This window comes from Oceanobacillus sp. FSL K6-0127, from assembly GCF_037983385.1.
Lineage (GTDB): Bacteria > Bacillota > Bacilli > Bacillales > Amphibacillaceae > Oceanobacillus > Oceanobacillus profundus.
In genome coordinates this window covers 4082687-4107682 of record NZ_CP150287.1, presented here as the reverse complement: position 1 = coordinate 4107682, position 24996 = coordinate 4082687, and the positions used below count along the sequence as shown (strand labels likewise).

Here is a 24996-nt window from a genome sequence, read left to right as displayed (position 1 = left end):
AAAATAAGACACCATCCCCGCCCTGCTAAAGCACCAAACGCAAAAATAAGGCACCATTCCAGCACGCACTTCCAAAATAAATAGCATTTCCACACAATCATTCCACTATAATGCTGAAGGCAATCTTTGATTTCTCCCCCTAATCACGTATACAATGTCCTAGGAAGGAGTTTTTACAATGAATTTAAACTATCAGTTACCTGAAAATATAAACCAACAACTAGAGGAGAAGCAAAAAGCAAGACAAGCAGAGGAGTTTCAAGATTTAATTCGGCCTGGTGGCTATGTGCCGCCACATTTGGATTTGCTAACGGATGCTATTACTGCATTAAGTATGGGAAAAAATGTCTTGTTAAAAGGTCCTACTGGAGCGGGAAAAACGAAATTTGCGGAGACGCTATCCCAGCTGTTCCAGCAGCCGATGTTCAGTGTGAACTGCTCGGTGGATTTGGATGCGGAAAGCTTGCTTGGGTTTAAAACACTTGCTTACGAAGGTGAAAAGCAGGTGATTGAGTTTATCCCGGGGCCGATGACAAATGCGATGAAGGCTGGTTGCTTCTTATATATTGATGAGGTAAACATGGCTAAGCCGGAAACATTGCCGCTTATTAATGGGGTGCTTGATTATCGGAGAACAATCACGAATCCATTTACAAATGAAATGATTACTGCCAAGGAAGGTTTTGGCGTGATTGCTGCGATTAATGAAGGGTATATTGGTACCGTTCCGCTTAACGAAGCGTTGAAAAACCGTTTTATCGTCATTGAGGTTCCATACATCGAGGGCGAGCAATTGAAGCAACTCATCGTTTCCAATACAAAGTTGGCAGATGAGACATTAATTAATTTATTTGTAAAATTATCTGGAGATTTAATTACAGCTGTCTTTCAAGGAAAGCTATCCGAGGATGCGGCATCAATTCGTGCGTTACTTGATGCGTGTGATTTGAGTGTCTTGATACCTCCAAAACGTGCGATTTTACGTTCAATCGTTGACAAATTGGATGAAGAGCGAGAGCGTGAATTTGTGAAGAACTTAGCTGAAACGCTATTTTAAAAAGGAGAATGCCGGATGACCCGTTTCCATGATTCGAAAGTGGACACCAAACTTTTTATGCAGTTACAGGATCTAGCGACCGTTTTATCTGGAAATCCGAATCTAGACTTTGAATATAGCTATGGCTCACAAATTGACCTAGTCGATGAAAGAGTTACGGTGAGCCAGATTTGGCGTAAGCTGGATCAGGACACGAAGGAAGCAGGATTTAAATCGGATGTGCTTCTAAGGACGATTGGTACGCTGCATTATTCTGATATACCCATGGTGCAAGCATATATGGAAAGTATTCAAGAATCCGATCTTCCTAAATTCGCTACACAATTATTCGCGCTCCTTGAGGATATTCGATTAGAAGAAATTGTGAAAAAAACCCGTCCGGGAACAGTGGCGATGTTCAAAAAACGGAGAAATTATTTAAGAAATTACTTTGACATGCAATTAGCAGCAAATGTGACGAGAAGCTTTGCGCTCGATGAATTATTTTGCCTTATTTATTTACTGATTCAGGCAGACAGTCCGGATCCTAATTTCCCAAGGGCAAATGAGGAGCAGCTGTCACATCTTGAACAGCTGAAGCCGCTGCTTTATTCTGTTTATGAAGCAAGAAGTACGGATGCAACCGTAAGAATTTGCGAGCAAATTGTCTTTCGATTGAACCGCGATTATAAGGATTCCATTAATGAATATTTTATTTTTCCAATTGGCCATCTGGAGACCTATACGAAAAACACCCTTTTTGATGAGCTAACTCGTACCGATGAATTGGTCAATGACGATGAAGACGAGGTGGATAAGGAAAAAAGCGAATACTTCGATGAGACGTTTTCTACCTGGCACCGCGAAAATAAAAATGAAGACCGGAAGCAAAACTTCCTGCAATTTGAGCTGGAGCAAGGTTCGAAAACAAGCATGCTAGGTGGCGGAGCACGCGAAACGGAGGATGCCGATCAGGCGATGGCTTCCATTCAAGGAACGTCCGGCGAAAGTAAGCAAGAGGACTATTCGAAGATGGAAGCAGTGGATAAACAGGCGGCGAAGGACCAGAAGCAAGGATCGGAAAGCAGCTATGGGGAAGAAAATGCTGATGCTGTTAAGCTGATAAAAGAGGCGCATGCCCCGTCAAGAGAAGATGAGGCGCTATACCGAGAATATGTAGCGGAAATTGATCTGTTCCACCGCAAGCTTGCAAATACGATTAAGAAGACAATCGAACATAAGAAAACGACACCGCGAAAAGACCTGCTTGCAGGACGATTATCGAGAAACTTACTGCCGCTTGTATTGGATGATACGTCACGAGTTTTTTATAAAAAGGATCAGGAATCAAAGGAATTCGATGCGGTTTTTACTTTGCTAATTGACTGTTCGGCTTCCATGGTTGGGAAAATGGAAGAAACGAAAAAAGGAATTGTGCTGTTTCATGAGGTGCTGAAGCAATTACAAATACCTCATTCCATCATCGGATTCTGGGAGGATGCGAATGAAGTAAGGGAAGGCTATCAGCCAAATTATTTTCATATAATTCATGCCCATACCGATTCCTTTTATCAAAACAATGGTCCAAAAATCATGCAGCTCGAGCCTGAAGAGGATAATCGTGATGGCTTCAGCATTCGTGTCGCCTTAAAGGATTTAGAAGCACGGCGCGAGAAAAATAAATTCCTCTTAGTATTTTCCGACGGAGAGCCTGCAGCAGCGGGCTATGATCAAAATGGCATTGTCGATACACATCTCGCTGTTTCCGAAGCGCGCAAAAAAGGAATTGATGTTATCGGAATGTTTTTATCTGATGGTGAAATTGGCGAGCGTGAAGATGCAACGATGGAAAATATCTATGGCAGGGAACGTGTGATGGTACCAAGTGTCGCTGAATTACCGGAGCATTTTGCACCGCTTTTGAAGAAGTTATTGTTAAAAGCCATATAGATAAGAGAAGAGCAGGCTGGATAGGATGTCCAACCTGCTTTTAAGTGTAGGTAAGATTCGGGAGCGTTCATTCTAAGAGGCAAAACGAGGTGATGTTAGGCCATTCCCATCGTTTTCTTGATGCGATGTATGTCTACTTTATTTGTCCATGTGTCATCGCGAAGCAGCTCCTGATTGATCGAAATCGTATTTATTTCTTCTTTCAATTCTCCAAATTCTTTTGCATTTGCTAGTTTCATCCCGTCGAATTCTGCTTTTAAATGATCCTGTCCCGCACGCAATGCAGTTAGAATTTGCCCGTGTTCTTTTAATTGTGAACTGTGGTTTTCTAGTGTTTGACTGTGCTCTCCGAGAATTTGACTATGTTCATTCAAGATTTGACTATGTTCCTTTAAAATTTGACTGTGCTCATCCAACTTGCTCTTAATTTCCCCAAGCATTTCAATAATTTGATCCGACTTGTCCATTCTTATCACCTCCTCGTTTGTATTATAGCATAGAAGCTGACGAACATAATATGACATTTTTTTCAGATAAGACTATGTTTCTTACCAGCTATAATCGGTTAAGTTAATTTTATAGCTTGTTGACAAATAATAAAATAAATTGTATTATATAATTAATTAAAGATAAATTAATTAAAAATAGTTTAATTCATAATAAAATCCTAGGAGGAAAAGTCATGCAATTAAAAGGAATCCATCACGTTTCAGCGATCACTGCCAATGCAAAAGCGAATTACCATTTTTACACAACTGTTCTAGGGATGCGTCTTGTTAAGAAAACAGTAAATCAGGATGATACATCCATGTATCATTTGTTTTATGCAGATGAGGTAGGGAATCCAGGAACAGATTTAACGTTTTTTGAGATTCCACGAGCAGGGAATACGTATCAAGGTGTGAGCAGCATTTCGGGAACATCATTACGTGTACCGAATGATGCCGCACTTACTTACTGGGAAAACCGCTTTAATGAATATGAGGTTGAACATGATGGGATTATGGAGCAGGGGGGGCGTCGTGTCATTCATTTCCGTGACCCAGAGAAACAGCGTTTAACCTTAGTTTCAGATGAAACAAATCAGGGTGTTGCAGGTGGAACGCCATGGAAACGCAGCCCTGTTCCAGTGGATACGGGTATTATCGGGCTTGGTCCGGTAAAATTAACGGTTCAAGATCCAGCACCAACAATTAAAGTTCTCACCGAGCTGTTAACATTTACACAAGTTGGAAGCTATCCGTCATTGATTGAGGGGCAAGCTGATATTTTAGTTTTTTCTACTGGAGAGGGTGGGACAGGAGCAGAAATCCATCTAGAAACTCGAAACGATCTACCAAAAGAACGTCCTGGTCGTGGTAGTGTGCATCACGTTGCATTCCGTGTCGAAAATGAAGAGGAATTGAGAAAATGGCGAGATCGAATCACAGAAGCACGCTTTGGTAATTCAGGTGTTGTGGAGCGTTTTTACTTTAAAGCACTTTATTTTAGAGAGCCTAATGGAATCCTATTCGAGCTTTCTACAGATGGTCCTGGATTTACATCAGATGAGGAATTCGAGCATTTAGGTGAATCGTTAGCATTGCCGCCTTACTTCGAAGATCAGCGGGAAGCAATCGAAGCGCGCTTAGAACCCCTTGATACGAAGTAATTTAAAAAAAGGGTCTCCCTAGAGTTTGAGGGAGCCCCCTTTTTGCTCGAGCACTTACTACCAGCTCGATTTTTTCACACCAGGCAGTTGCCCCTTATGTGCATATTCTCGAAAAGCAATCCGGGACATGCCGAATTTTCGCATATAGCCCCTTGGACGCCCCGTTACTTCACAGCGATTATTCAGTCGCGTAGGGGAAGAATCTCTCGGCAGTTTGCGAAGTGCTTCGTAATCCCCTTTAGCTTTTAATTCTCTTCTTAAATCAGCATATTTTTCTACAAGTGCTTGTTGCTTCTTTGTTTTTGCGACCTTTGATTTCTTAGCCACTGTATTACCTTCTTTCTTTTATTTCATAATAGATTGTTCATTGCAGACAAGCGTAAAATCCTTTTTCTAATTCATATTTATCCAGGTCTTTTCCGATAAAGACGATTTCACTTTGCTTCGTTTCCGCTGGCAGCCATGGACGGTCATTTGTACCGGAAAATAACATATGCACACCCTGGAAAACAACGCGTTCATCCATTCCGTCAATATGAAGAATTCCTTTATAACGGTACAGGCTTTCACCTTTAATTTGCACGAGATAGCTGAACCATCTGTTTACCCGATCCAAATTGAGGGGACGATCGTCAGTAAATACAAAAGAGTTTACAGTATCATGGTGATGATGATGCTCGTCCGTTAATAAATTGGGGTGTATTTGAAGCTTGTGTCCGAGATCAAATGATTGAATGCCAATAATATCGCTGGTATTAATATCGCAATTAATAGAGTGTATTACGTTTGCATTCGGGTTCATTTGTGTAATCCGCGTTTGAAGCTTCTTCAGTTCTCCTTCATTTACAAGATCTGTTTTATTAAAAATAAGCACATCTGCAAAGGCGATTTGCTCCTGTAATTCCTCTGAATCGATATGTTGAGGGAGGTGCTTCGAGTCAAGTACCGTACAAACGCTATCTAGTTCAAACCAGCGGGACATAGCCTCATCCATTAAAAAGGTTTGAACGACAGGTGCTGGATTGGCAAGTCCTGTCGTTTCAATAATGACCCGGTCAAATTGAACTTCGCCATTTAATTGCTGCCGCAGCATAGAAGAGAGAATAGAAATCAAGTCACCCCGAACATTGCAGCAAATACAGCCACTGTTGATTTCAATAATTTCTTCTTTTGTATCGGTGATCAGCTGACTATCAATCGATAAATCCCCATACTCATTCACAATCACAGCTGTTTTCTGCTGCGAATCTTCATTAAGAATGCGATTTAATAATGTGGTTTTTCCTGCGCCTAGAAAACCGGTGAGAATCGTAACTGGAATTTTATGTTGTCGTAACAAATTCATTTTCCCTCCATAAGTTAGTTGCCCTATAGAAAACTAAGGCATTCGGCAATTTCCTTAGTCGCATTTATGCAGAAAGAAAAGTTTTACACTTTCCTTTCTGCCAAAAAATGAGGGCAACACATAATTATTTCGTCACTTGGTCGAGTATTTCTAAGTTATATCGCATTAAGGAAATATAGTCTTCCTTATTTTTAATATCTTCATCTGTTAGGACAGAGAGATTATGAATCGTTAAATCTTCCGCACCAATTTGTTCCTGGATAACCTCGGAAAGTCGATTTGGACTGTTTTGTTCATAGAGAATATAATCCAAATTATGTTCCTCTGCCTGGCTTATAACCTCAGTTAATTGCTTTTGCGACGGCTCTTGACTTGTTGAAAGCCCGCTAATCGCAATTTGTTTTACACCATAGCGCTCTTCCCAATATCCGTAAGCAGCATGCGGTACCATGATATATTTATTTTCTTTGGTCGCTAACAGCTCTGAAAATTCCTCATCCAATGCTAGAAGTTCCGCTTCTAATCCTTCAAAATTCGCATTGTAATCAGCCTCTGCATCGGGATTTAATGCAATCAGCTCATCTTTGATAATGCGAGAGATTTCGATCATTCGCAATGGATCAATCCAAAGATGTGGATCATGATCGCCAGTATGGTCATCGATTGAAATTGTTACGGCATCTGATTCTGCTACTACTTCATGATCGTCTCCGAAGAGGACTGCTTTAATTTGCTGTCCATCAATAGTAGCCTCGCCACCAAATATGGCGGTTCCGTTATCGGGCACTGTCTCCCAATCATCAGCACCAGGTTCTAACGTATACCAATGCCAATGGTCATGGTCAGAGTCTTTGCTTAACTGGGCGGTTAACTGGATAGAATCGCCAGTATGGTAATGTCCAGCCAGGCCATCGATAGTAATGGAAACACTATTTTCTTCATGTGAATCACTAGTTGTTCCGTGACTGTGACCATCATGATCGTGCCCATCTTCAGTATCGCTGTTCTCGCTGTTATCAAGTTCGTGATCATTTTCGTGATTGTGCTCGCTGCCATCGTGTTCGTGATCTTCATCATGCTCATGTTCGCTGCCATCGTGTTCGTGCTCATCACCATGTTCATGTTCGCTGCCATCGTGTTCGTGATCTTCATCATGCCCATGACTGTCTTCCCCATGATTATGTCCATCCTCGGTATGATCGCTATGATCGTGATTATCGCCGCCACCATGCCCATGGAAAAGCTCTTCATACTTTCCGATTTCAATTAATTCTACATCTTGATTAGCAAGCGCATCTGCTGCACTTGTCGCAAAGCCCTCCATACCATCACCTATAAAAATAAATGCATCACTATCAGCAATTGCCGTCATATCTTTGGATGTTGGCTCATATGTATGTGCATCTGCGCCAGGTGGATAAACGGTTTTGGCTACAACAGAATCGCCGCCAATTTGCTCCACAACATACTGAAATGGATAAACAGACGTATAGACAGTAAGCTTATCCGAATTATTGGCATTGGCTGGATCCTCTTCAGTTGATGAACAACCAATCATTAAAAATGCTGTAAAACTAAAAATAAATAAAGCCTGGATAATTTTCATTTATCGTATTCCTTTCTTGTTTTGTATTTTTAATATTTCCTATCATATCGTAATCATTACGATTTGTAAACAGTAATTGTTACGATTTGTTTTTTCGTTAGATAGTGAGAGCAGAGCGGTGAAATTGAGATAGGTGTTATAGTGAGGTGCGATGGTGCGTTAGATATGATTTAGGTGTCTTATCGAGATGCGATAGTGCGTTAAATTGGATTAGGGCGTCCTGGCGATGAGTGATGGTGTTGTAATTTTGATATAGGTGTCATATTGAGGTGCGATGGTGCGTTAAATATGATTAAGGTGTCTTAGCGAGATGCGTTAGTGCGTTAATTTTAATTTAGGTGCTCTCGTGATGCGATAAAATTTAGTTTGGGGCTAAGATGGAGAGTTTTAAGCTCTCCATCATTTATTGAATGTAAAAACCAGCAATTTGATTGTTATTGTCAAACGTGACACTAAATACGACATCGGCACTTTCGAAAAGTCCATCAATTAATACAACTTGGTGGTCATCGACTTGTTCAATCGAGCTATATTCTTGGTCGATGAATCCACCGAGCTGATCCTCAAGTGCCACCCATAATTCATCGAGTGCGACAGGTGTGAGTTGTGCTTCCATCGTTCCGTTAAAATGTTGGGTTGCTGTTTCGAATTCTCCATTAGCAAGCTGCCCGATAAATTCTTCCGCAAGAGTGACTATCTCTTCTGTATCTTCATCTGAACCGTTCTTTTCACTAGAATCCGCATCATCTGTATCTTCATTTTGTTCATCCGAAGTGCTGCTCTCGGTTGCATTTTCAGAAGCCTGGTCACCTGTTGGTTCGCCACATCCCATTAAAACTAATAGTGCTAGTAAGATAAAGAAAAGCTTCTTCATATTAGGCTCACCTTTCTATCATTGTGATTTGTTCGTTTGCTCCAGAATCCAATCTGCTATTGTTTCTATTACCTGCTTATCGACAACACCAGGATGTTCGTATTCGGCAATTGTTCCTGCATCAGGACCATCATAGTCAACGAAAAAATGATTCAGTCCGGGATAGCTAATAAATGTTGTATTTTCTTTATCAGCTAAGGCTTCCTGCCATAATGCAAAATCCTTATCGACGTAAACTTGGAAATCATCTTCTCCTTGCAAAAGCAATAGAGGTTTTTCGGACTCTGCAGCTAAAGCTCCTGCATCAAAGGTATCCATTTCTTGAAAGTAATAGGCAGGGAGACCAAACAGCGTTTCTGATAAAGCCTCATCCTCTGTCATATCCTTTAACCCTTTTGCTTTTTCATATTCCGCTTGCACAAACGCTATCTGGTTCTCATCTTCATACATATCCATACTTTGATCATAAATAATCTCCCATAAACTCCTCGGTGAACCTGCGAGTATAATAAGACCAGCAAAATCTCCCTCTAGGTCAATTCTTGGGGCGAGCATCCCACCGAGACTATGTCCGCCTAAGTAAACGCTATTCGAATCAATGCGCGAATCATGTTTTAACAGCTCAGCAGCTCGAACAGCATCTTCAATGGTTTCCTCGTAAACAGTTAAGGACTGCAATTCATCGGGGGACATTGTGCTGCCATAGGTGTATGTTCGTTTATCGTACCTTAATACTGCAATCCCTTGTTCAGCAAGACCCCAAGCAATATCTCGAAAAGGCTTATAACCGAAGACAGCTTCATCTCTATCGCTAGGTCCTGAGCCATGAACGAGTACAACCCCTGGCAGATCACCCAGCTCCTGATGTTGCTTCGGTAGTGTTAGTGTTCCTTCCAGCTCATATTCAGTTCCTTGGCCGACTGTTACTTGCTCCTCCGTGACACTGTCCGGTACATCAACATTTGCTCCTACATGAGATAAATTCATTCCAACCAATTGAAGCGCTTCATCGAATGTCAAACGTAATTGAAAAATTACTTCACTATACTCGATTTCAGCTTCAACAACTTGATAAGCGTCACCCCTTTCGGAAGATTCCAAAGATCCCACTCCAATAAATGTTCCACTTGCTTCAGCTTTCCAAACTTCTTCCAATTCCTTTAGTGAAGTGGATTCTTGTAATTTTTCACCAAAAAAATCATCATGAACCTTTTCAAAATCTTCATTTACAAGAAAATCAATCACTTCCCGTGCACTCTCCTCAGCTGTAGGCGAAGCGGACGAACAACCGGCTAATATTACTAGTCCAATCAATAGAAATTTCCTCATCATATCCTCCTCAGACTAAAATAACCCTCTAACTCAGCTATACGATTCTACATAAAAAAGGTTTCATGTTATGTTTGGAATGGATCGAAAGTTTAGCTATGATAGACGAAAGAAATGTTAGGAGTTGATTTTGTTGAGAAAGTTTACAATCCATACGAACGAAAAGCAATGATTCACAAATCTAGACCATTATTTAGAAGAAACATTGGCTGAAAGCAATGTCCAAGATGGAATTATGCTTATCTTCTGTCCACATACAACAGCAGCAATTACCATTAACGAAAACGCTGATCCCGATGTGAAAACAGATCTTAAACACGGTCTGGATGAAACATTTCCGAACAAGCAGGAATACATTCATATGGAAGGAAACTCGGACGGCCATATGAAATCCTCTGTAGTCGGAGCAAGTGAAACCTTAATCATTTCAGATGGGCAGCCCATATTAGGCACATGGCAAAGTGTATATTTCTGCGAATTTGATGGGCCGAGAGAACGGCACTTTTATGTGAAAATAATGGCGGGTTAAAATGTAAAGGCGTGTGCAAGTAAAAGTTGAGGCAATGTACGGAACTGCCTCGACTTTACTTGTTGAACATGCCCTATCAAGTAGACATTTTGAGCTGAAGGGGGATTTTATTTTAGTAGGGCGATTTTTGGTTTTTGATCTACCTATAATAAATAGCTTTATAATTGCTGTCTCGGTACTAAATATATTTTCGTAACAAAATATATCCTAATTTTTTTTGCAGTAATTTTAGAAAAACACCTGCATACTTTACCATTAATGACAAAGGATAACTACGAATAAAAGTTATTCTACAATGGAGGGTTTTGTGTGGAACAGGAAAAACAAATAAGGCTGACATCGGGAGAGCTATCACAGCTTCTTTATCAATACATGGAAGAGAGTGCAAGTGTATGTGCATTAAGCTTTTTTTTGGAGAAGGCTGATGATGAGGAAATTAAGTCGGTTATTGAACATGCTTTGAAATTATCTCAATCCCATGTACAAAAAATCAGTTCGATTCTTACAGAGGAAAAGCATAAAGTCCCTATTGGCTTTTCGGTTGAGGGAGATGTTGATTTAACCGCACCCAGATTATATTCTGATGGCTTTGTATTAAATTTTATCGAACAAATGGCTGGAATAGGACTTTCGCTCATATCAACTAGCTTGTACTCTTCAGTAAGGTCAGACATTACAGCTTATTATAAAGAATGTCTGACTGAGACAATGGAATTATTCGAGATGTCAAAGGATTTATTGTTAGAAAAAGGGATTTATATTCGAGCGCCATACGTGTCTAATCATAAAGAAATTGAATTTGTGAAAAAACAAGCTTTTATGTGGGACGTAATTGGCGAAAAAAGGCCATTAATAGCCTCAGAAGTGGCTTCTCTTTATTCAAATATCCAGAGAAATGCTTTAGGAACGGCAACATTAACTGGATTCAGCCAAGTTTCCCGTTCGAAAGATGTCACCAAATTTATGATGAGATGTATTGAAGTTGCTAAAAAGCATATTGATTTGTTTAGCGGAAAATTAAAGGAAAGCAATTTGCCTGTTGCGATGACATGGGATGCAGATATAACAACTAGTACCGCATACACATTCTCTGATCGATTAATGATGTATTATACAACCGCTTTGATTTCTTTAAGTGTTGGCTTTTATGGTACAAGCATTTCTGTAAGCCCCAGAATGGATTTAGGTGCAATGTATAACAGGTTATCACTTGAGATCCAGAAGCTTTCTGAAGATGGGGCAGATATCATGATCAAAAACCAATGGTTAGAACAGCCCCCAATGGCTCCGAACCGCAATGATTTAGCAAAAGACAATTGAAGGTAAGGTGGTCATTGAGATGTTATGGCAGATAAGGGCGCAGGTGAAAAACTTTTATGGAGTATTGCTTTACCAGGATTAGGCCAATTATTAAATAAAAAATATGCCAAAGGAATCATGGTGATTTTTTTAGAGCTTTTGATTAATGTAGAGGGGAATCTTAATAAAGTAGTCGTGCTCAGCTATCACGGAAAAATAAGTCAAGCAATTCAACAAGCGGATTATCAATGGATTTTGTTTTATCCTTGTTTATATTTCTTTGCGATGTGGGATGCATATAAAGATGCGGGAGGAGGGAAGCGAGCCTTTTCCTTTTTACCGTTTGTATTTTCCGCCTATTTTGTTACCTTTGCATGTATGTTTTCGTCTGAATTAAAACTATTTGGAGTATTATTAGGGCCAATCTGGCTTTCCACTTTAGGGATTATCCCAGGGGTGATTGTAGGAATTTTATTACAAATACTTATGTTAAAAACAACGAATTAAGTGGAACAAAAACACCTTCGAAATACTGTTCGGAGGATTTTTTTGCTTGAAAAATAGCAATAATTTCCTAGGTTTGAAATAACACGATTAAAATGCAGTTATTAGCCATCTTCCACTCCAAACTTTTAATTTATCGTTAAGAAATAATTTGTTTTTCATGGTCTGAATAGAACATGTTCTTTTAATTTGTCCTTTTGTACACATTGCTTATCCAGTATATATTAAGGAGAGAAAAATTAATGATAGAGAGGAGCGATGGGATGATAATAAGAAAGCGCACGAAACCTTTGATACTACGTAAATATGAAATACTGCGAACACGCTTAAAGCGTAATTTTCCTAGAATTCAGCAGATCGATAGAGCATATGGAAAATACATGAAAGGATATATGGGTGAGGTGAAGGTCGATTATTATCTGCAATTTCTTGAACAGATCACTACGATTCTCCAGGATGTCTGTTTAAAACTGGATGGGAAAAGTGTTCAGCTTGATAATATTATCATTTCGCAGCACGCAATTTATATCGTTGAAGTGAAAAACTATAGTGGCACAATTATTTTTGATACAACACTTAACCAGTTTATTCGAGAAGACGGCAAGAAAGAGACAGGGTTTAGCCACCCCATTACACAGGTAGAATTACAACAGCTTAAACTTCAAAACTGGCTCTATCATAACGGCTTCACAAACATTCCCATCTATTATTTCGTCGCAATAAGCGAACCATCTACCATAATAAAAGTTATAGGAGATACAGAGCCAATAGCCAAAGTAGTTGCACACGGCGAACGGATTCCCCACATCATACTAGACATTGAAAAAAAGCTTGAGAACACGAACAAAATCATCCATCAAAAAATCGGACATATGATTTTAAAGAAATGCATTGACTTTGACCGAGATATTATGAAAGAGCATGAAATCAAAAGAGAGGACTTAGTGAACGGCGTAAAGTGCACGAACTGTGACATGCTTGGAATGCAGCGGACACCTAGAAATTGGGTGTGCCCAAAATGCGAGCATAAAGATCGACACGCGCATCACCTAGCAATTAAAGAATATTTATTGCTGTACCAATGGATAACGAATCAGGCATGTAAAAATTTCCTCCAGGTAAACTCCCGACACATGGTAAACAAAGCATTAAAGAATATAAATCTAACCTATGAACCAGCAAATAAAAGATGGGTAAAAAATAAGCAGAAATAACGTACCATCTGCCCACGCTATGACACCAAACGCAAAATTAAAGCACCATCCCACCAAGCTATGACACCAAACAGAAAACTAATGCACCCTCGCCTCAAGCTATGGCACCAAAGACAAAATTAAAGCACCCTCGCCGCACATTATGACGCCAAACGCAAAATTAACGCACCATCCGCCCAAGCTACGACGCCAAACACAAAACTAAAGCACCATCCACCCAAGCTACGACACCAAACAGAAAACTAACGCACCCTCGCCTCAAGCTATGACACCAAAGACAAAATTAACGCCCCCTCGCCGCACGTTATGACGCCAAACAAAAAATTAACGCCCCCTCGCCGCACATTATGACGCCAAACAAAAAATTAAAGCACCATCCGCCCAAGCTATGACACCAAACAGAAAACTAATGCACCACCCACCCAAGCTATGACACCAAACAAAAAACTAACGCACCCTCGCCTCAAGCTATGACACCAAACAGAAAACTAATGCACCCTCGCCTCAAGCTACGACACCAAAGACAAAATAAACGCCCCCTCGCCGCACATTACGACACCAAACAAAAAATTAACGCACCACCCCGCCCACACAAAAAAAGACCTCCAGCCGCAGCTGAAGGTCTTCTATCATTCTAGTAAAATCTTTTAAAGCTATCAAAATGCTTCTTCCAATAGGAATTGTCTAAGCTCGTAATTTGTACGCCGTTTGATGTTCCTGCGTGGATAAATTGGTTGTTTCCGAGATAGACTCCCATATGAGAGATGCCTGATTTATAAGTTCCTTCAAAGAATACAAGGTCTCCTACCTGTGGTGTGTTCACGTAAAAGGAACGGTCGAAGTAGCCTGCTGCTGATGTTCTAGGCAAGTCCATCCCAGCTTGTTTGTATACATAGTAGATAAATCCACTACAATCGAATCCGCTCGGTGTAGAACCACCCCATACATATTTGACGCCACTCATGCTTTTAGCTGTGCTAATAAGCTTGTCCACATTGTAGCTTACATCAGTTGCTGGAGCATTGTTTGAACTTCCGCCTGAGTTAGATCCGGATGAGCCATTTGAACTACTTCCGATACTTAGCTTCTGTCCGATTAAAATAAGATCAGAGCTTAAGCTATTCCATTTTTTCAAGTTGCTAACTGTAACACCATGTCGTGTAGCAATACGTGATAACGTGTCGCCTGACTTAACGGTGTAGACAGAAGAGGAGCTTGAAGAATTGCCGGATGAACTAGATCCAGATGAACTAGAACCAGATGAGTTTGATGATCCAGAATTTCCAGTAGACGCTCCGTTCTTACTTACAACAAACTTATTCCCAGGGTAAATTAAGGTTGTGTTTAAGTTGTTCCATTTCATCAAGTTAGATAATGAGATTCCATGTTTGGAGGCAATGCCGCTTAACGTGTCCCCTCGTTTTACTGTATATGTAGTAGATTTATTAGTTGAAGTGTTTGTATTCGTACTTGATGATGATCCCGTGCTCGAAGATGATTTCGTAGTCTGAATGACTTGATTCGGGAAAATTAAATCCGATCTCAAATTATTAATCGATCTCAGTTCAGATACGCTTGTACCATATTGCTGTGCAATCTTCCATAGTGAATCTCCGCTCTTAACCTTGTGTGATGCTGCTTCTGCTTCCTCAGCTGCAAAAATAGCTGATGCAATCGCCGCACTTGCAGTAACCGACATAATAATTTTCTTGTTCGCCAATTTTTTATCCCCCTGTTGTAATCAATTAGTATAGTAATTCCAGTAAATACTTGCCAGTTCGGCAGATTATGTTTTTATCCTGGAAAATTCGCCAATTTATTTCTGAATATCCATGTTCTAACAGAAACTAACACTATTATAGCTATTATTTCAAAAATATTATAGATTAATAGGACATTTGTAACATGATTGTAATGTTAAGGTTTGGTAAAGACGATGCCCATGATTGACTCGAAAGCAAAACCAGCAGATCACCAATCTGCGTATCATCCGGTCCGAATAACACCTTCATCTCAATGAAAATCTTACAAAAAGCGACCTGGTCCAAATTCTCTAAAAAATTTATTTCTGAAAAGTTATGGAAATATGTTATAATTCCCTTTATAATGTCGAAATAGATATAGGGTAAAAAAATTATAGCTTAGATATAGCACTCATTATCCGAAAGCCCAAAAACACATCCATTCCCCAAAAGCAGGGGTGGACCGAATACAATGGAGGTACAGCAATGGAGGAAACGATATCCCTCAAAGAGATTTTTGAGGTCATCAAGAAACGCTTATTACTGATTATTGCCTTAATGTTGGGGGCGGCACTCGTAGCAGCAATCATTAGCTACTTTGTCTTAACACCAACATATGAAAACAGTTCACAGTTTCTTGTAACGCAAAGCAACAATACCGACATGAATGCACAGCTTACGCAAGCAGATGTCAGAACAAATGTGGAGTTAATTAATACATACAACGTAATAATTAAAAGCCCTGCAATTCTTGATTCTGTAGTTGAAGAATTGAACTTAGAAATGAGTAGTGGGCAATTATCAGAAAAAATTCAAGTTGCCAGTGCTGAAAATTCACAGGTTGTAACCGTAACTGCAACGGATCCAGACCCAGCTCTAGCGACAGAAATTGCGAATACGACGGTTGAAGTTTTTCAAGATAAAATTCCAGACTTGATGAATGTTGATAACGTGTCAATTTTATCGGAGGCACAATTAGCTGAAAATCCTTCACCAGTAGCACCGAATCCGATTCTGAATATTGCAATCGCAATTGTTCTAGGTGCCATGGTTGGTGTTGGGATTGCATTCTTACTAGAATACTTAGATAACACGATTAAATCAGAAGAGGATATTGAGCAGAAACTTGGAATTCCTGTTCTTGGGGTTATCTCTCACATCGATGAAAAAGATATGCGTACGGAGAATTTCGAGGCTCGTGAAATCAGAACGGTAAGGGGTGGTCTAGATGGCGCGAAAAAGACAGTTTAAAAATAATAAAATGCGTCACCTAATTACGAAAATAAGTCCACGCTCACCAATTTCAGAGCAATATCGTACCGTTCGTACAAACCTGCAATTTGCTTCCGCGGATGAAGAGATTCAAACATTGCTGTTAACTTCAGCTGGTCCATCGGAAGGAAAGTCGATGACGACAGCGAATCTTGCAGTTGTTTACGCACAGCAGGGTAAAAAGGTACTTTTAATTGATGCGGATTTACGTAAACCAACCATCCATTATACTTTCCGCCTGGATAACCTAAAAGGACTTAGCAATGTGCTTGTTGGAGATATTCCCTTGCAGGAAGCAGTCGTTCCGAGCGCGGTACAGGACTTAGACTTAATCTCTTGTGGTCCAATCCCGCCGAATCCTTCTGAGCTGCTTGGTTCGAAACGAATGCAGCGAATGATCGCTGAAGCACGTGAGCTTTATGATGTGATTATTTTTGATACACCACCAGTTCTTGCGGTAACAGACGCACAAATTCTATCTGCTTTCGTTGATGGATCGATTCTCGTAGTACGAAGCAAAAGCACGGAGACAGAATCAGCACAAAAGGCAGTTGAATCATTAAAGGCAGTGAATGCCAAAATCCTTGGTACCGTTCTAAACGACCGGGATAAGAAGGAATCAAATCACTACTATTATTATGGAAGTTAATACGAATAAGAAACTCCTTATCACCCTATGCGCTGATAAGGAGTTTTTTCATGAAAAAATATGACTGAAATCTATTTTTATTACATTTCCATGACTTTTTCGTGACTTTAAATACCTATATTTTTACAATTTCATGTGATAAAATATTCGTAGGTAAAAATGCTTAGTTAACTTCCAAAAATTACATCATACATAGCGGGATACCAAATGCCATTCATCAATTTGTATTGGTGTCGAACCATTTTTCACGTATACATCGTCCGTGTTTTGCATCCGATGACACTTCATATTAATAAAGGAGAATCACATAACCCTAAAAAATAGCCTCCTTACCGAATGATATATCGTGGCTATTTTTAATGATCTGCTTGCTTTCTATTCCGAATTGCGCTTTATGTTACTAAAGGATTAAATTGCTAGGGAATAATTGTAAACATACATCGATTCTTGTATAATTTTAACTAATTAATTTTTTCAAAAAATAAGACGGAGAGGGAGTGGCAATGTGATTGATATACATTCTCACATCTTACCTGGAGTAGATGATGGTGCTAAAACAGAAGAAGACAGCTTAGATATGGCAAGAGCAGCAGTTGCTCAAGGGATAACGACAATAATCGCAACCCCTCACCATAAAAATGGAAAATATGATAATGACGCCCAGTCGATCATAAATCATGTAGCCATTTTAAATGAATTGTTCAAAAAAGAAAAAATTGATCTTCACGTACTTGCGGGTCAGGAAACACGAATCAATGGGGATATGGTTCAAGACATTGAAAAAGGGGAACTCTTACCACTAAACGGGTCGAAGTATTTATTTGTAGAATTCCCATCGGGACAGGTTCCAAGATATACTAGTCAAATGCTGTTTGATATTCAAGTCGCAGGATATACTCCAATTATCGTTCACCCAGAACGAAATCAAGAGCTTATTGAACATCCTGCCAAGCTCTATGAATTTGTCAAAAAGGGTGCGTTAACACAAGTGACTGCAGCAAGCCTCGTTGGAAAGTTTGGTAAGAATATTCAAAAGTTCTCAGAACAACTCATTGAATCCAACCTTACTCATTTTATTGCGTCCGATGCACATAATACGAAATCACGTGGATTTGTAATGGATAAAGCATTTCAGCAAGTGAAAGCGACATATGGCAGTGATTATCACTATATGTTTTTGGAGAATAGTCAGCTGTTAATTGAGGATAGCAATGTGAACCGCATGGAACCAGTCATGATTAAGAAAAAGAAGTTTCTTGGGTTATTTTAAGGGTATAGACAACCTCCTATAGCCTAATAACTATACTAGAAAAAGAGATATTCCGAGTAGGGGTAGAATAGAGAAAAATATCTAAAAAAAGGGGTTAATTAGGTGATACATGTTCTTATTGTAGAAAATCAGAGGTTACTCCGGGATGGCATGGAAGCCATTATCGAAAGAACGGATGATATAAAGGTTATCGGAGCAGTGGATAACGGAGAAAATGCGATTAAGCAGATGGAACACCTAAATCCCGATATTGTGATCATGGACATTCATTTACCACAAATGGACGGGATTCGCACAACAAAATATATGAAAGAGAAGTATCCAGAAGTAGGGGTCATTTTGCTTACTTCAAAAGTGGATGATTTTATCATTTCAGGAATTAATGCTGGTGCAGACGGTTTTTTAGTAAAGGCAGTGTACGCTGAGCGCTTGCTGGAGGCGATTCGAATCGCCTATCGCGGCGAGACAATCTTCTCTGGTGAAGTAGCTCAGATGCTTGCTACCCGCATACGTGAACTGACAATGAATAATAAACAAATATTCACATTGCGACTTGAACGTCTTGGCTACACGTTTACGAAGCGTGAGATTGACATTGCGTTTTTATTAAAAGAGAACTATACGAACCAGCAAATTGCCCTCAAGCTATTTCTTGGTGAAGGCACGGTAAAAAATTACATTAGTGAGATTTACAATAAACTGAATATACGAAACCGCGCAAAGGTTATTGAATTTTTCGGTAATGTCACACGGTGATAATTTAACAGGTAAAATTGCCTAGTAGTGACTTTTATTGTAAAAAGTCACTAAAAAAGTGACTTCCTATGTAGTAGAATAGAATCTTGTTACGATATGTCGTTAAGACGGTAAAAATGAAAGAATAGGCAGGAAAGTTGAATGGCGACTATTTTATACATAAGTAAGACTCCGTTTTCTAAGTTGATTTTACAGAAAATTGAGGAACAAACAGAGATGGAGTTAATTGGGTGTGTGCTCTATACAACTAATGGTCTCGTCATCGAAGAGAAGCCGAATGTTGTTTTATTGGACACAGAATCAATCGCGTTACCCGAAGTGACAGCTGCTATTAAACAGTTAAAAGCAGCTAACCCATTTGTGAAGGTTATCACGATTGTGGGCGCTTCGCAGCTAGATGATTCTATGGCAATCATTGAAGCAGGCAGTGACAGTCTTATTGAAAAGCGTCCCGATTATGGAGATAAACTGGTGCTCGTTATTCTTTCTATACAGGATGCACATTATTATGCTCCTTCCAGTGTCATCCTAGATCTATTAGAGCGTTTAGAGGAATTAAAGAAAGATAACCTTGATCTATTTCGAAAACGTCTCGTGGAAAATGGAATTCATATTTCAATGAAAGAATCACTTGTTGCTTACTTTCTCAGGAAAAACTTACGAAATAGCGAAATCGCAGAATGTATCCAGTTAAGAGAAGGAACTGTAAAAGTACATATCAGTCAAATTTATAAGAAAATTAACATCCGGGGCAGGAAAAATGTGGTACACTATTTAAATAAAATCATGTCGAATCGTGTATGTATCGAAGAAGCTAATTAAAATTAAAACATCAAAAAGGAGCGTGTACGATGTCCTATCGTAAGAGGCTAACATTCCTGATCTTACTAGACTCCGTAATTGTCAGCACGGCTATATTTATAGCGACTTGGGTTGTTTATCCAGCACATACAGAAATCCTACGGACGGAAACCATCCTATGGAGCGCAATTGCACTATTAATCTTTCATCATTTATTTGCATCCGTTTATAAGCTCTATAATAAGGTTTGGGCATATGCTAGTGTTGGAGAGTTAGTAACGATTGTAAAGGCGATCACATTCTCGATTGTCGGAGCAGGAATTGTTCAGTATTTTATCAATGATTTTTCACTTTATTCAAGAGCGTTGCTTGTTACATGGATGCTCCATATTTTATTAATTGGCGGATCGCGCTTTGTCTGGCGAATCTACCGGGATAGTTACATAAAGCAGGAAACTGATCAGAAACGAACGTTAATTGTAGGAGCTGGTGCTGCTGGAGCCATGATTGCTCGTCAGCTGAAGAATGAGCATAGTTCCGAATTAAGTCCAGTTGCCTTTGTCGATGATGATATCAACAAACAGAAAATGCAAGTCTATGACTTACCTGTAGAAGGAACAACGAAAGATATCGCGGCAGTTGCTGAGCAACTGAAGATAGAGCATATTGTTATTGCGATTCCTTCGTTACGTAATGGGCAATTGGAGAAAATTGTTGAAGAATGTAATAAAACAAATGCACAGGTACAAATGATTCCAAAGATCGAAGACCTTATGACAGGGAAAATATCTGTCAGTCACTTAAAAAATGTCGAGGTAGAGGATTTACTTGGACGAGAACCAGTGAAACTCGATATTGGTGCAATCTCAGAATATGTAACAGGGAGTACGGTCATGGTTACTGGTGCTGGTGGATCAATCGGATCCGAAATTTGTCGCCAGTTAATGCGTTTTACACCGGAAAAGATTTTGTTAGTTGGTCATGGAGAATTCAGCATTTATTCAATTGATATGGAACTAAAAAATAAGTACCATGACACCGAAACAAAAATCATTCCAATTATTGGCGACGTCCAGGACCGTGAACGTATATTTAACATTGTCGAAGAGCACCAACCAAGAATTATTTATCATGCAGCAGCACATAAACATGTGCCACTTATGGAATATAATCCACATGAAGCAGTCAAAAATAATGTGATTGGTACGAAAAATGTCGCAGAAGCTGCGGACACATTCGGTGTCAAAACGTTTGTGATGGTGTCAACGGATAAAGCAGTAAACCCAACAAATGTGATGGGAGCAACAAAACGTGTTGCAGAGATGGTTGTCCAGCATATGGCGCAGAAAAGTAAAACGAAATTTGTTGCTGTCCGATTTGGGAATGTACTTGGAAGCCGCGGCAGTGTTATTCCTTTGTTTAAGAAGCAAATTGAAAAGGGCGGTCCAGTTACTGTGACGGATCCAGAAATGACTCGTTATTTTATGACTATTCCTGAAGCATCTAGACTTGTTATTCAAGCGGGGACACTTGCTAAAGGCGGAGAAATTTTCGTGCTTGATATGGGTGAGCCAGTGAAAATCGTTGATTTGGCAAAGAACCTTATTAAATTATCTGGCTATACAGAGGATGAAATCCCGATTGAATTCTCAGGTATTCGTCCAGGTGAGAAGATGTATGAAGAGCTATTAGGTGAAGATGAGATTCATCCTGGTGAGGTTTATGAGAAGATTTATGTGGGGCGAACGATTGAAGTGGATACGGAAATTGTACTTCGGTTGATTGAGCAGCTTGATGGTTATGATGCGGTCGGGCTTAAAGACGAATTGATGGATATTGTTTATGCTGAGCGCAGGTTGATGGCGCAGGTCTGAAAAATATTATTTTGGAATTATTCATTACTTACATGGAGGTATTTATCAATGAAAACTGTTAAAAAAGCAATTATTCCGGCTGCTGGACTAGGGACACGATTTCTACCAGCAACAAAAGCAATGCCAAAAGAAATGCTACCAATTGTAGATAAACCTACGATTCAATATATTGTTGAAGAAGCAATTGAGTCTGGAATTGAAGATATTATTATTGTAACTGGTAAAGGGAAGCGTGCAATTGAAGATCACTTTGATCATAATTTTGAATTAGAAGATAACTTAGTGAAAAAAGAGAAGTTTGACATACTAGAGAAAGTAAATTATGCTTCCAATGTTGATCTGCATTACATACGTCAAAAGGACCCAAAAGGTTTAGGTCACGCAGTATGGTGCGCTCGTAAGTTTATTGGAAATGAACCATTTGCTGTGTTGCTAGGTGATGATATTGTACAGGCAGAAACACCAGGTCTAAGACAGTTAATTCAGCAGTATGAAGAAACACAATGTTCTGTTGTAGGTGTACAGCAAGTAGCAGATAATCAAACTCATCGCTACGGGATTGTTGATCCAAGTACAATTGAAGGTAGACGATACCAAGTAAATAATTTTGTTGAAAAACCAAAACCAGGAACAGCTCCTTCTAATCTAGCAATTATGGGGCGTTATGTATTTACACCAGAAATTTTTACTTTCCTTGATAAACATCAAATTGGTGCTGGTGGAGAAATTCAGTTGACAGATGCTATTCAGATGTTGAACGAGATTCAGAATGTGTATGCTTATGATTTTGAAGGTAAACGGTATGATGTTGGGGAGAAACTAGGGTTTATTAAGACAACTATTGAATTTGCATTAGATAATGAAGAGGTTAAAGATGAGTTGTATGAGTACTTAGTTCAAAAACTAAAAGAAGGTACCGAAATTATAAAGTAACTCTAATTTAATCCTGGTGGAGGTTTCAAACATATGGTTTATTTAAAGATTAAAAGGATAATAGATTTAGTTCTTTCTTTTTTAGGAATAATTATTCTATCGCCGGTATTCTTAATTCTTATGTTAGCTATTAAACTTGAATCGAAAGGGTCTGTTCTATTTAAACAAAAGCGAGTAGGCATTCGAAGAAGTTATTTTCACATACTTAAATTCCGTACGATGAGGATAGAAACACCAAAAGATACTCCGACACATCTCTTGGATAATCCAGAACAATATATTACAAAGGTTGGGAAATTTCTAAGGAAAACTTCACTTGATGAATTACCACAGATTTGGAATATATTTGTTGGACAAATGAGCATTATTGGTCCACGTCCAGCCCTATGGAATCAGTATGACTTAATTGAAGAGCGTGATAAGTATGGTGCAAATGATGTGAAGCCAGGGCTTACTGGTTGGGCGCAAATTAATGGCAGAGATGAGCTTCCGATTGATGTAAAGTCAAGGTTGGACGGAGAGTATGTTGACAAGATTGGTTTCTGGATGGATGTTAAGTGTTTCTTTGGGACTTTAGTAAGTGTTGCTAAGAGTGATGGGGTTATAGAAGGTGGAACTGGTTCGACGACTAAGGAAGAGATTGCTAGTAGTAAGGAGACAGTTTCGAAATGAAGAGAATACTTATTACAGGTACTAATAGTTATGTTGGTAATTCTTTTGAGAAGTGGTTAAAGAATTATCCAGGTGAGTATTCGATTGATAAAGTTAGTTTGAGAAATAGGTCTTGGAAGAAAAAGAATTTCTCTAATTATGATGTTGTTTTGCATGTTGCTGGTATAGCACATCGAAAAGAAACAAAGCAAAATGCAGACTTATATTACCGAGTAAATCGTGATTTAGCTTTGGAAGTTGCCGAAATATCAAAACATGCTGGTGTTAAGCACTTTATATTTTTGAGTTCGATGAGTGTTTATGGTACAGAAAATGCTGTGATTGATAAAAGTACTCCTCTTACTCCTAAAAGTAACTACGGAAAGTCTAAGTTACAAGCGGAGGAATTGATTGGGGCTTTAAATGAAGAGAAGTACAAGGTAGCAATTCTTCGACCTCCTATGATATATGGAGCTAATTGTAAAGGTAATTATACTAAATTAGCAGGCATTGCTAAGAAGTCCCCAATATTTCCTGATATAAAAAATAAACGAAGCATGATCTATGTGGATAACCTTTCTGAGTTTATACGGTTACTAATTGATAATTATAATAGCGGACTATTTTTTCCGCAGAATAGTGAGTATGTGGAAACAAAAGAAATGGTTAGCTTAATTGCAAAAACTCATGGGAAAAATATTAAGCTCATAAAGTTATTCAATCCTATTATAAGTATGCTAAAAATTAGCACTGTTAATAAGGCGTTCGGTAATTTGATTTATGAGAAGAATATGTCTGAGTATAAATCAAATTACAATATAGCAAGCTTTAATAAGTCAATTAAATTAACAGAAAATGTGGAGAGTAAATAATTATGATAAACACAGAATACAGTGTTCTAATGTCAGTTTATCTGAAGGAGAATCCATCATATTTTAAAACAAGTGTTGAAAGTATGATGAATCAGACTTTACCGCCAAATGAAATAGTAATAGTTAAAGATGGAAAATTAACTGAAGAACTAGATTATATAATTCATAAATATAAAAAATCTTATCCGAATTTATTCACTATAGTACCATTAAGAGAAAATGTAGGGTTAGGGTTTGCTCTTAATGAAGGTTTAAAAAAATGCAGAAATGAACTAGTTGCGAGAATGGATACAGATGATATCTCAATTAAGGAGAGGTGTGACTTACAGGTGCGAGAATTTATAAATGATTCGAATCTTAGTTTAGTTGGGTCACATATTGATGAATTCTATGAAAACCCTAGCGAAGTTATATCCTCTCGTGTAGTTCCGTTAAATCATAAAGACATTCTGAAGTTTTCGAGAAGAAGAAACCCATTTAACCATCCAACAGTAATGTACAAAAGGTCAGAAGTATTAGCCTGTGGAGGGTATGGAAACTATCGGAGAAATCAAGATTTAGACTTATTTGTTCGTATGCTTAATAGTAGACATATAGCAAAAAACATTGATAAATCATTATTACTATTTCGTGCAAATGGGGATAATTTAAAACGAAGGAAAAGTTGGGTTAAATGTATGAGCTATATAGATATGATATATAACTTTTGGAAAAATGGATATTCTAGTTTTACAGATTTAATGGTAGTTACTGCAAGTCAAGTGCTTGTATTTTTAGCTCCATTAAGTTTTTTAGATTGGATATCGAGCACATACTTGAGGAAAACACATCATAAATAA

General features: G+C 38.8%; 23 protein-coding genes and 1 pseudogene. 17 read left to right on the top strand and 7 right to left on the bottom strand.

Translation table 11 applies throughout. The features are described 5' to 3' along the window. Positions 1-178 precede the first annotated feature (178 nt). Together MHH64_RS20055 and MHH64_RS20050 are read left to right on the top strand one after the other, a co-directional pair. Complete coding sequence (locus MHH64_RS20055; RefSeq protein ID WP_340002323.1) at positions 179-1057, top strand: MoxR family ATPase; 879 nt, start codon at positions 179-181, stop codon at positions 1055-1057. Positions 1058-1072: 15 nt separating this feature from the next. Further along, positions 1073-2986 carry a VWA domain-containing protein gene (locus tag MHH64_RS20050; protein WP_340002322.1) on the top strand — a complete coding sequence of 638 codons (1914 nt, stop codon included), beginning with the start codon at positions 1073-1075 and terminating at the stop codon, positions 2984-2986. Positions 2987-3081: 95 nt separating this feature from the next. Here MHH64_RS20050 and MHH64_RS20045 read toward each other — a convergent pair whose 3' ends face one another. Beyond that, a complete protein-coding gene (locus tag MHH64_RS20045; RefSeq protein WP_118890006.1) occupies positions 3082-3453 on the bottom strand; it encodes a hypothetical protein in 372 nt (123 codons plus the stop codon). Between the two features lie 215 nt (positions 3454-3668). Here MHH64_RS20045 and MHH64_RS20040 point away from each other — a divergent pair, with 215 nt between their 5' ends. Further along, positions 3669-4637: a ring-cleaving dioxygenase gene (locus tag MHH64_RS20040; RefSeq protein ID WP_340002321.1), complete on the top strand. Its 969-nt coding sequence runs from the start codon at positions 3669-3671 to the stop codon at positions 4635-4637. Positions 4638-4694: 57 nt separating this feature from the next. On the opposite strand, the gene rpsN is transcribed toward MHH64_RS20040, so the two are convergent. The 5 genes from rpsN to MHH64_RS20015 all read right to left on the bottom strand — a co-directional run bounded on the left by rpsN (position 4695) and on the right by MHH64_RS20015 (position 9791). Next, complete coding sequence (gene rpsN, locus MHH64_RS20035; RefSeq protein ID WP_095308323.1) at positions 4695-4964, bottom strand: 30S ribosomal protein S14; 270 nt, start codon at positions 4962-4964, stop codon at positions 4695-4697. 37 nt (positions 4965-5001) lie between these two features. Further along, positions 5002-5982 (bottom strand): GTP-binding protein, encoded by a 981-nt coding sequence (locus tag MHH64_RS20030; protein ID WP_251660756.1) that lies wholly within the window; start codon positions 5980-5982, stop codon positions 5002-5004. A 124-nt stretch (positions 5983-6106) separates the two neighbouring features. After that, a complete protein-coding gene (locus MHH64_RS20025; RefSeq protein WP_340002320.1) occupies positions 6107-7588 on the bottom strand; it encodes a zinc ABC transporter substrate-binding protein in 1482 nt (493 codons plus the stop codon). Between the two features lie 403 nt (positions 7589-7991). After that, positions 7992-8462, bottom strand: a complete 471-nt coding sequence (locus tag MHH64_RS20020; protein ID WP_340002319.1) for a DUF3887 domain-containing protein — start codon at positions 8460-8462, stop codon at positions 7992-7994. Between the two features lie 18 nt (positions 8463-8480). Then, positions 8481-9791, bottom strand: a complete 1311-nt coding sequence (locus MHH64_RS20015; protein ID WP_340002318.1) for an alpha/beta fold hydrolase — start codon at positions 9789-9791, stop codon at positions 8481-8483. Between the two features lie 130 nt (positions 9792-9921). Between MHH64_RS20015 and MHH64_RS20010 the strand changes: the two are divergent. The 4 genes and pseudogenes from MHH64_RS20010 to MHH64_RS19995 all read left to right on the top strand — a co-directional run bounded on the left by MHH64_RS20010 (position 9922) and on the right by MHH64_RS19995 (position 13337). After that, positions 9922-10320, top strand: a pseudogene (locus MHH64_RS20010) (secondary thiamine-phosphate synthase enzyme YjbQ). A 309-nt stretch (positions 10321-10629) separates the two neighbouring features. Then, positions 10630-11640: a DUF3231 family protein gene (locus MHH64_RS20005; RefSeq protein ID WP_340002317.1), complete on the top strand. Its 1011-nt coding sequence runs from the start codon at positions 10630-10632 to the stop codon at positions 11638-11640. 24 nt (positions 11641-11664) lie between these two features. Further along, the gene (locus tag MHH64_RS20000; RefSeq protein ID WP_251660745.1) at positions 11665-12126 is read left to right on the top strand and encodes a hypothetical protein; all 462 of its coding nucleotides are present in this window, start codon (positions 11665-11667) and stop codon (positions 12124-12126) included. A 260-nt stretch (positions 12127-12386) separates the two neighbouring features. After that, the gene (locus MHH64_RS19995) at positions 12387-13337 is read left to right on the top strand and encodes a nuclease-related domain-containing protein (protein WP_340002316.1); all 951 of its coding nucleotides are present in this window, start codon (positions 12387-12389) and stop codon (positions 13335-13337) included. A 634-nt stretch (positions 13338-13971) separates the two neighbouring features. On the opposite strand, the gene MHH64_RS19990 is transcribed toward MHH64_RS19995, so the two are convergent. Continuing rightward, entirely contained in the window at positions 13972-15057 is a 1086-nt protein-coding gene (locus MHH64_RS19990) for a LysM peptidoglycan-binding domain-containing protein (RefSeq protein ID WP_340002315.1), read from the bottom strand. A 508-nt stretch (positions 15058-15565) separates the two neighbouring features. Here MHH64_RS19990 and MHH64_RS19985 point away from each other — a divergent pair. The 10 genes from MHH64_RS19985 (at position 15566) to MHH64_RS19940 (ending at position 24996) form a co-directional block, all read left to right on the top strand. Continuing rightward, complete coding sequence (locus tag MHH64_RS19985; RefSeq protein WP_340002314.1) at positions 15566-16330, top strand: Wzz/FepE/Etk N-terminal domain-containing protein; 765 nt, start codon at positions 15566-15568, stop codon at positions 16328-16330. Further along, entirely contained in the window at positions 16308-17000 is a 693-nt protein-coding gene (locus MHH64_RS19980) for a CpsD/CapB family tyrosine-protein kinase (protein ID WP_251660737.1), read from the top strand. Before MHH64_RS19985 ends, MHH64_RS19980 begins: the two co-directional genes overlap by 23 nt. A 505-nt stretch (positions 17001-17505) precedes the next feature. Next, positions 17506-18270, top strand: a complete 765-nt coding sequence (locus MHH64_RS19975; RefSeq protein WP_340002313.1) for a CpsB/CapC family capsule biosynthesis tyrosine phosphatase — start codon at positions 17506-17508, stop codon at positions 18268-18270. 102 nt (positions 18271-18372) lie between these two features. Continuing rightward, positions 18373-19026, top strand: a complete 654-nt coding sequence (locus tag MHH64_RS19970) for a response regulator transcription factor (protein WP_340002312.1) — start codon at positions 18373-18375, stop codon at positions 19024-19026. Between the two features lie 141 nt (positions 19027-19167). Beyond that, entirely contained in the window at positions 19168-19848 is a 681-nt protein-coding gene (locus MHH64_RS19965) for a LuxR C-terminal-related transcriptional regulator (protein WP_340002311.1), read from the top strand. A gap of 29 nt (positions 19849-19877) precedes the next feature. Further along, entirely contained in the window at positions 19878-21701 is a 1824-nt protein-coding gene (locus tag MHH64_RS19960) for a nucleoside-diphosphate sugar epimerase/dehydratase (RefSeq protein ID WP_340002310.1), read from the top strand. Between the two features lie 48 nt (positions 21702-21749). Continuing rightward, entirely contained in the window at positions 21750-22634 is an 885-nt protein-coding gene (gene galU / locus MHH64_RS19955) for a UTP--glucose-1-phosphate uridylyltransferase GalU (protein WP_340002309.1), read from the top strand. A gap of 33 nt (positions 22635-22667) precedes the next feature. Continuing rightward, positions 22668-23306 (top strand): sugar transferase, encoded by a 639-nt coding sequence (locus MHH64_RS19950; protein WP_340002308.1) that lies wholly within the window; start codon positions 22668-22670, stop codon positions 23304-23306. Beyond that, positions 23303-24157: an NAD-dependent epimerase/dehydratase family protein gene (locus MHH64_RS19945; RefSeq protein ID WP_340002307.1), complete on the top strand. Its 855-nt coding sequence runs from the start codon at positions 23303-23305 to the stop codon at positions 24155-24157. Before MHH64_RS19950 ends, MHH64_RS19945 begins: the two co-directional genes overlap by 4 nt. A gap of 2 nt (positions 24158-24159) precedes the next feature. Further along, positions 24160-24996 (top strand): glycosyltransferase, encoded by an 837-nt coding sequence (locus MHH64_RS19940; RefSeq protein WP_340002306.1) that lies wholly within the window; start codon positions 24160-24162, stop codon positions 24994-24996.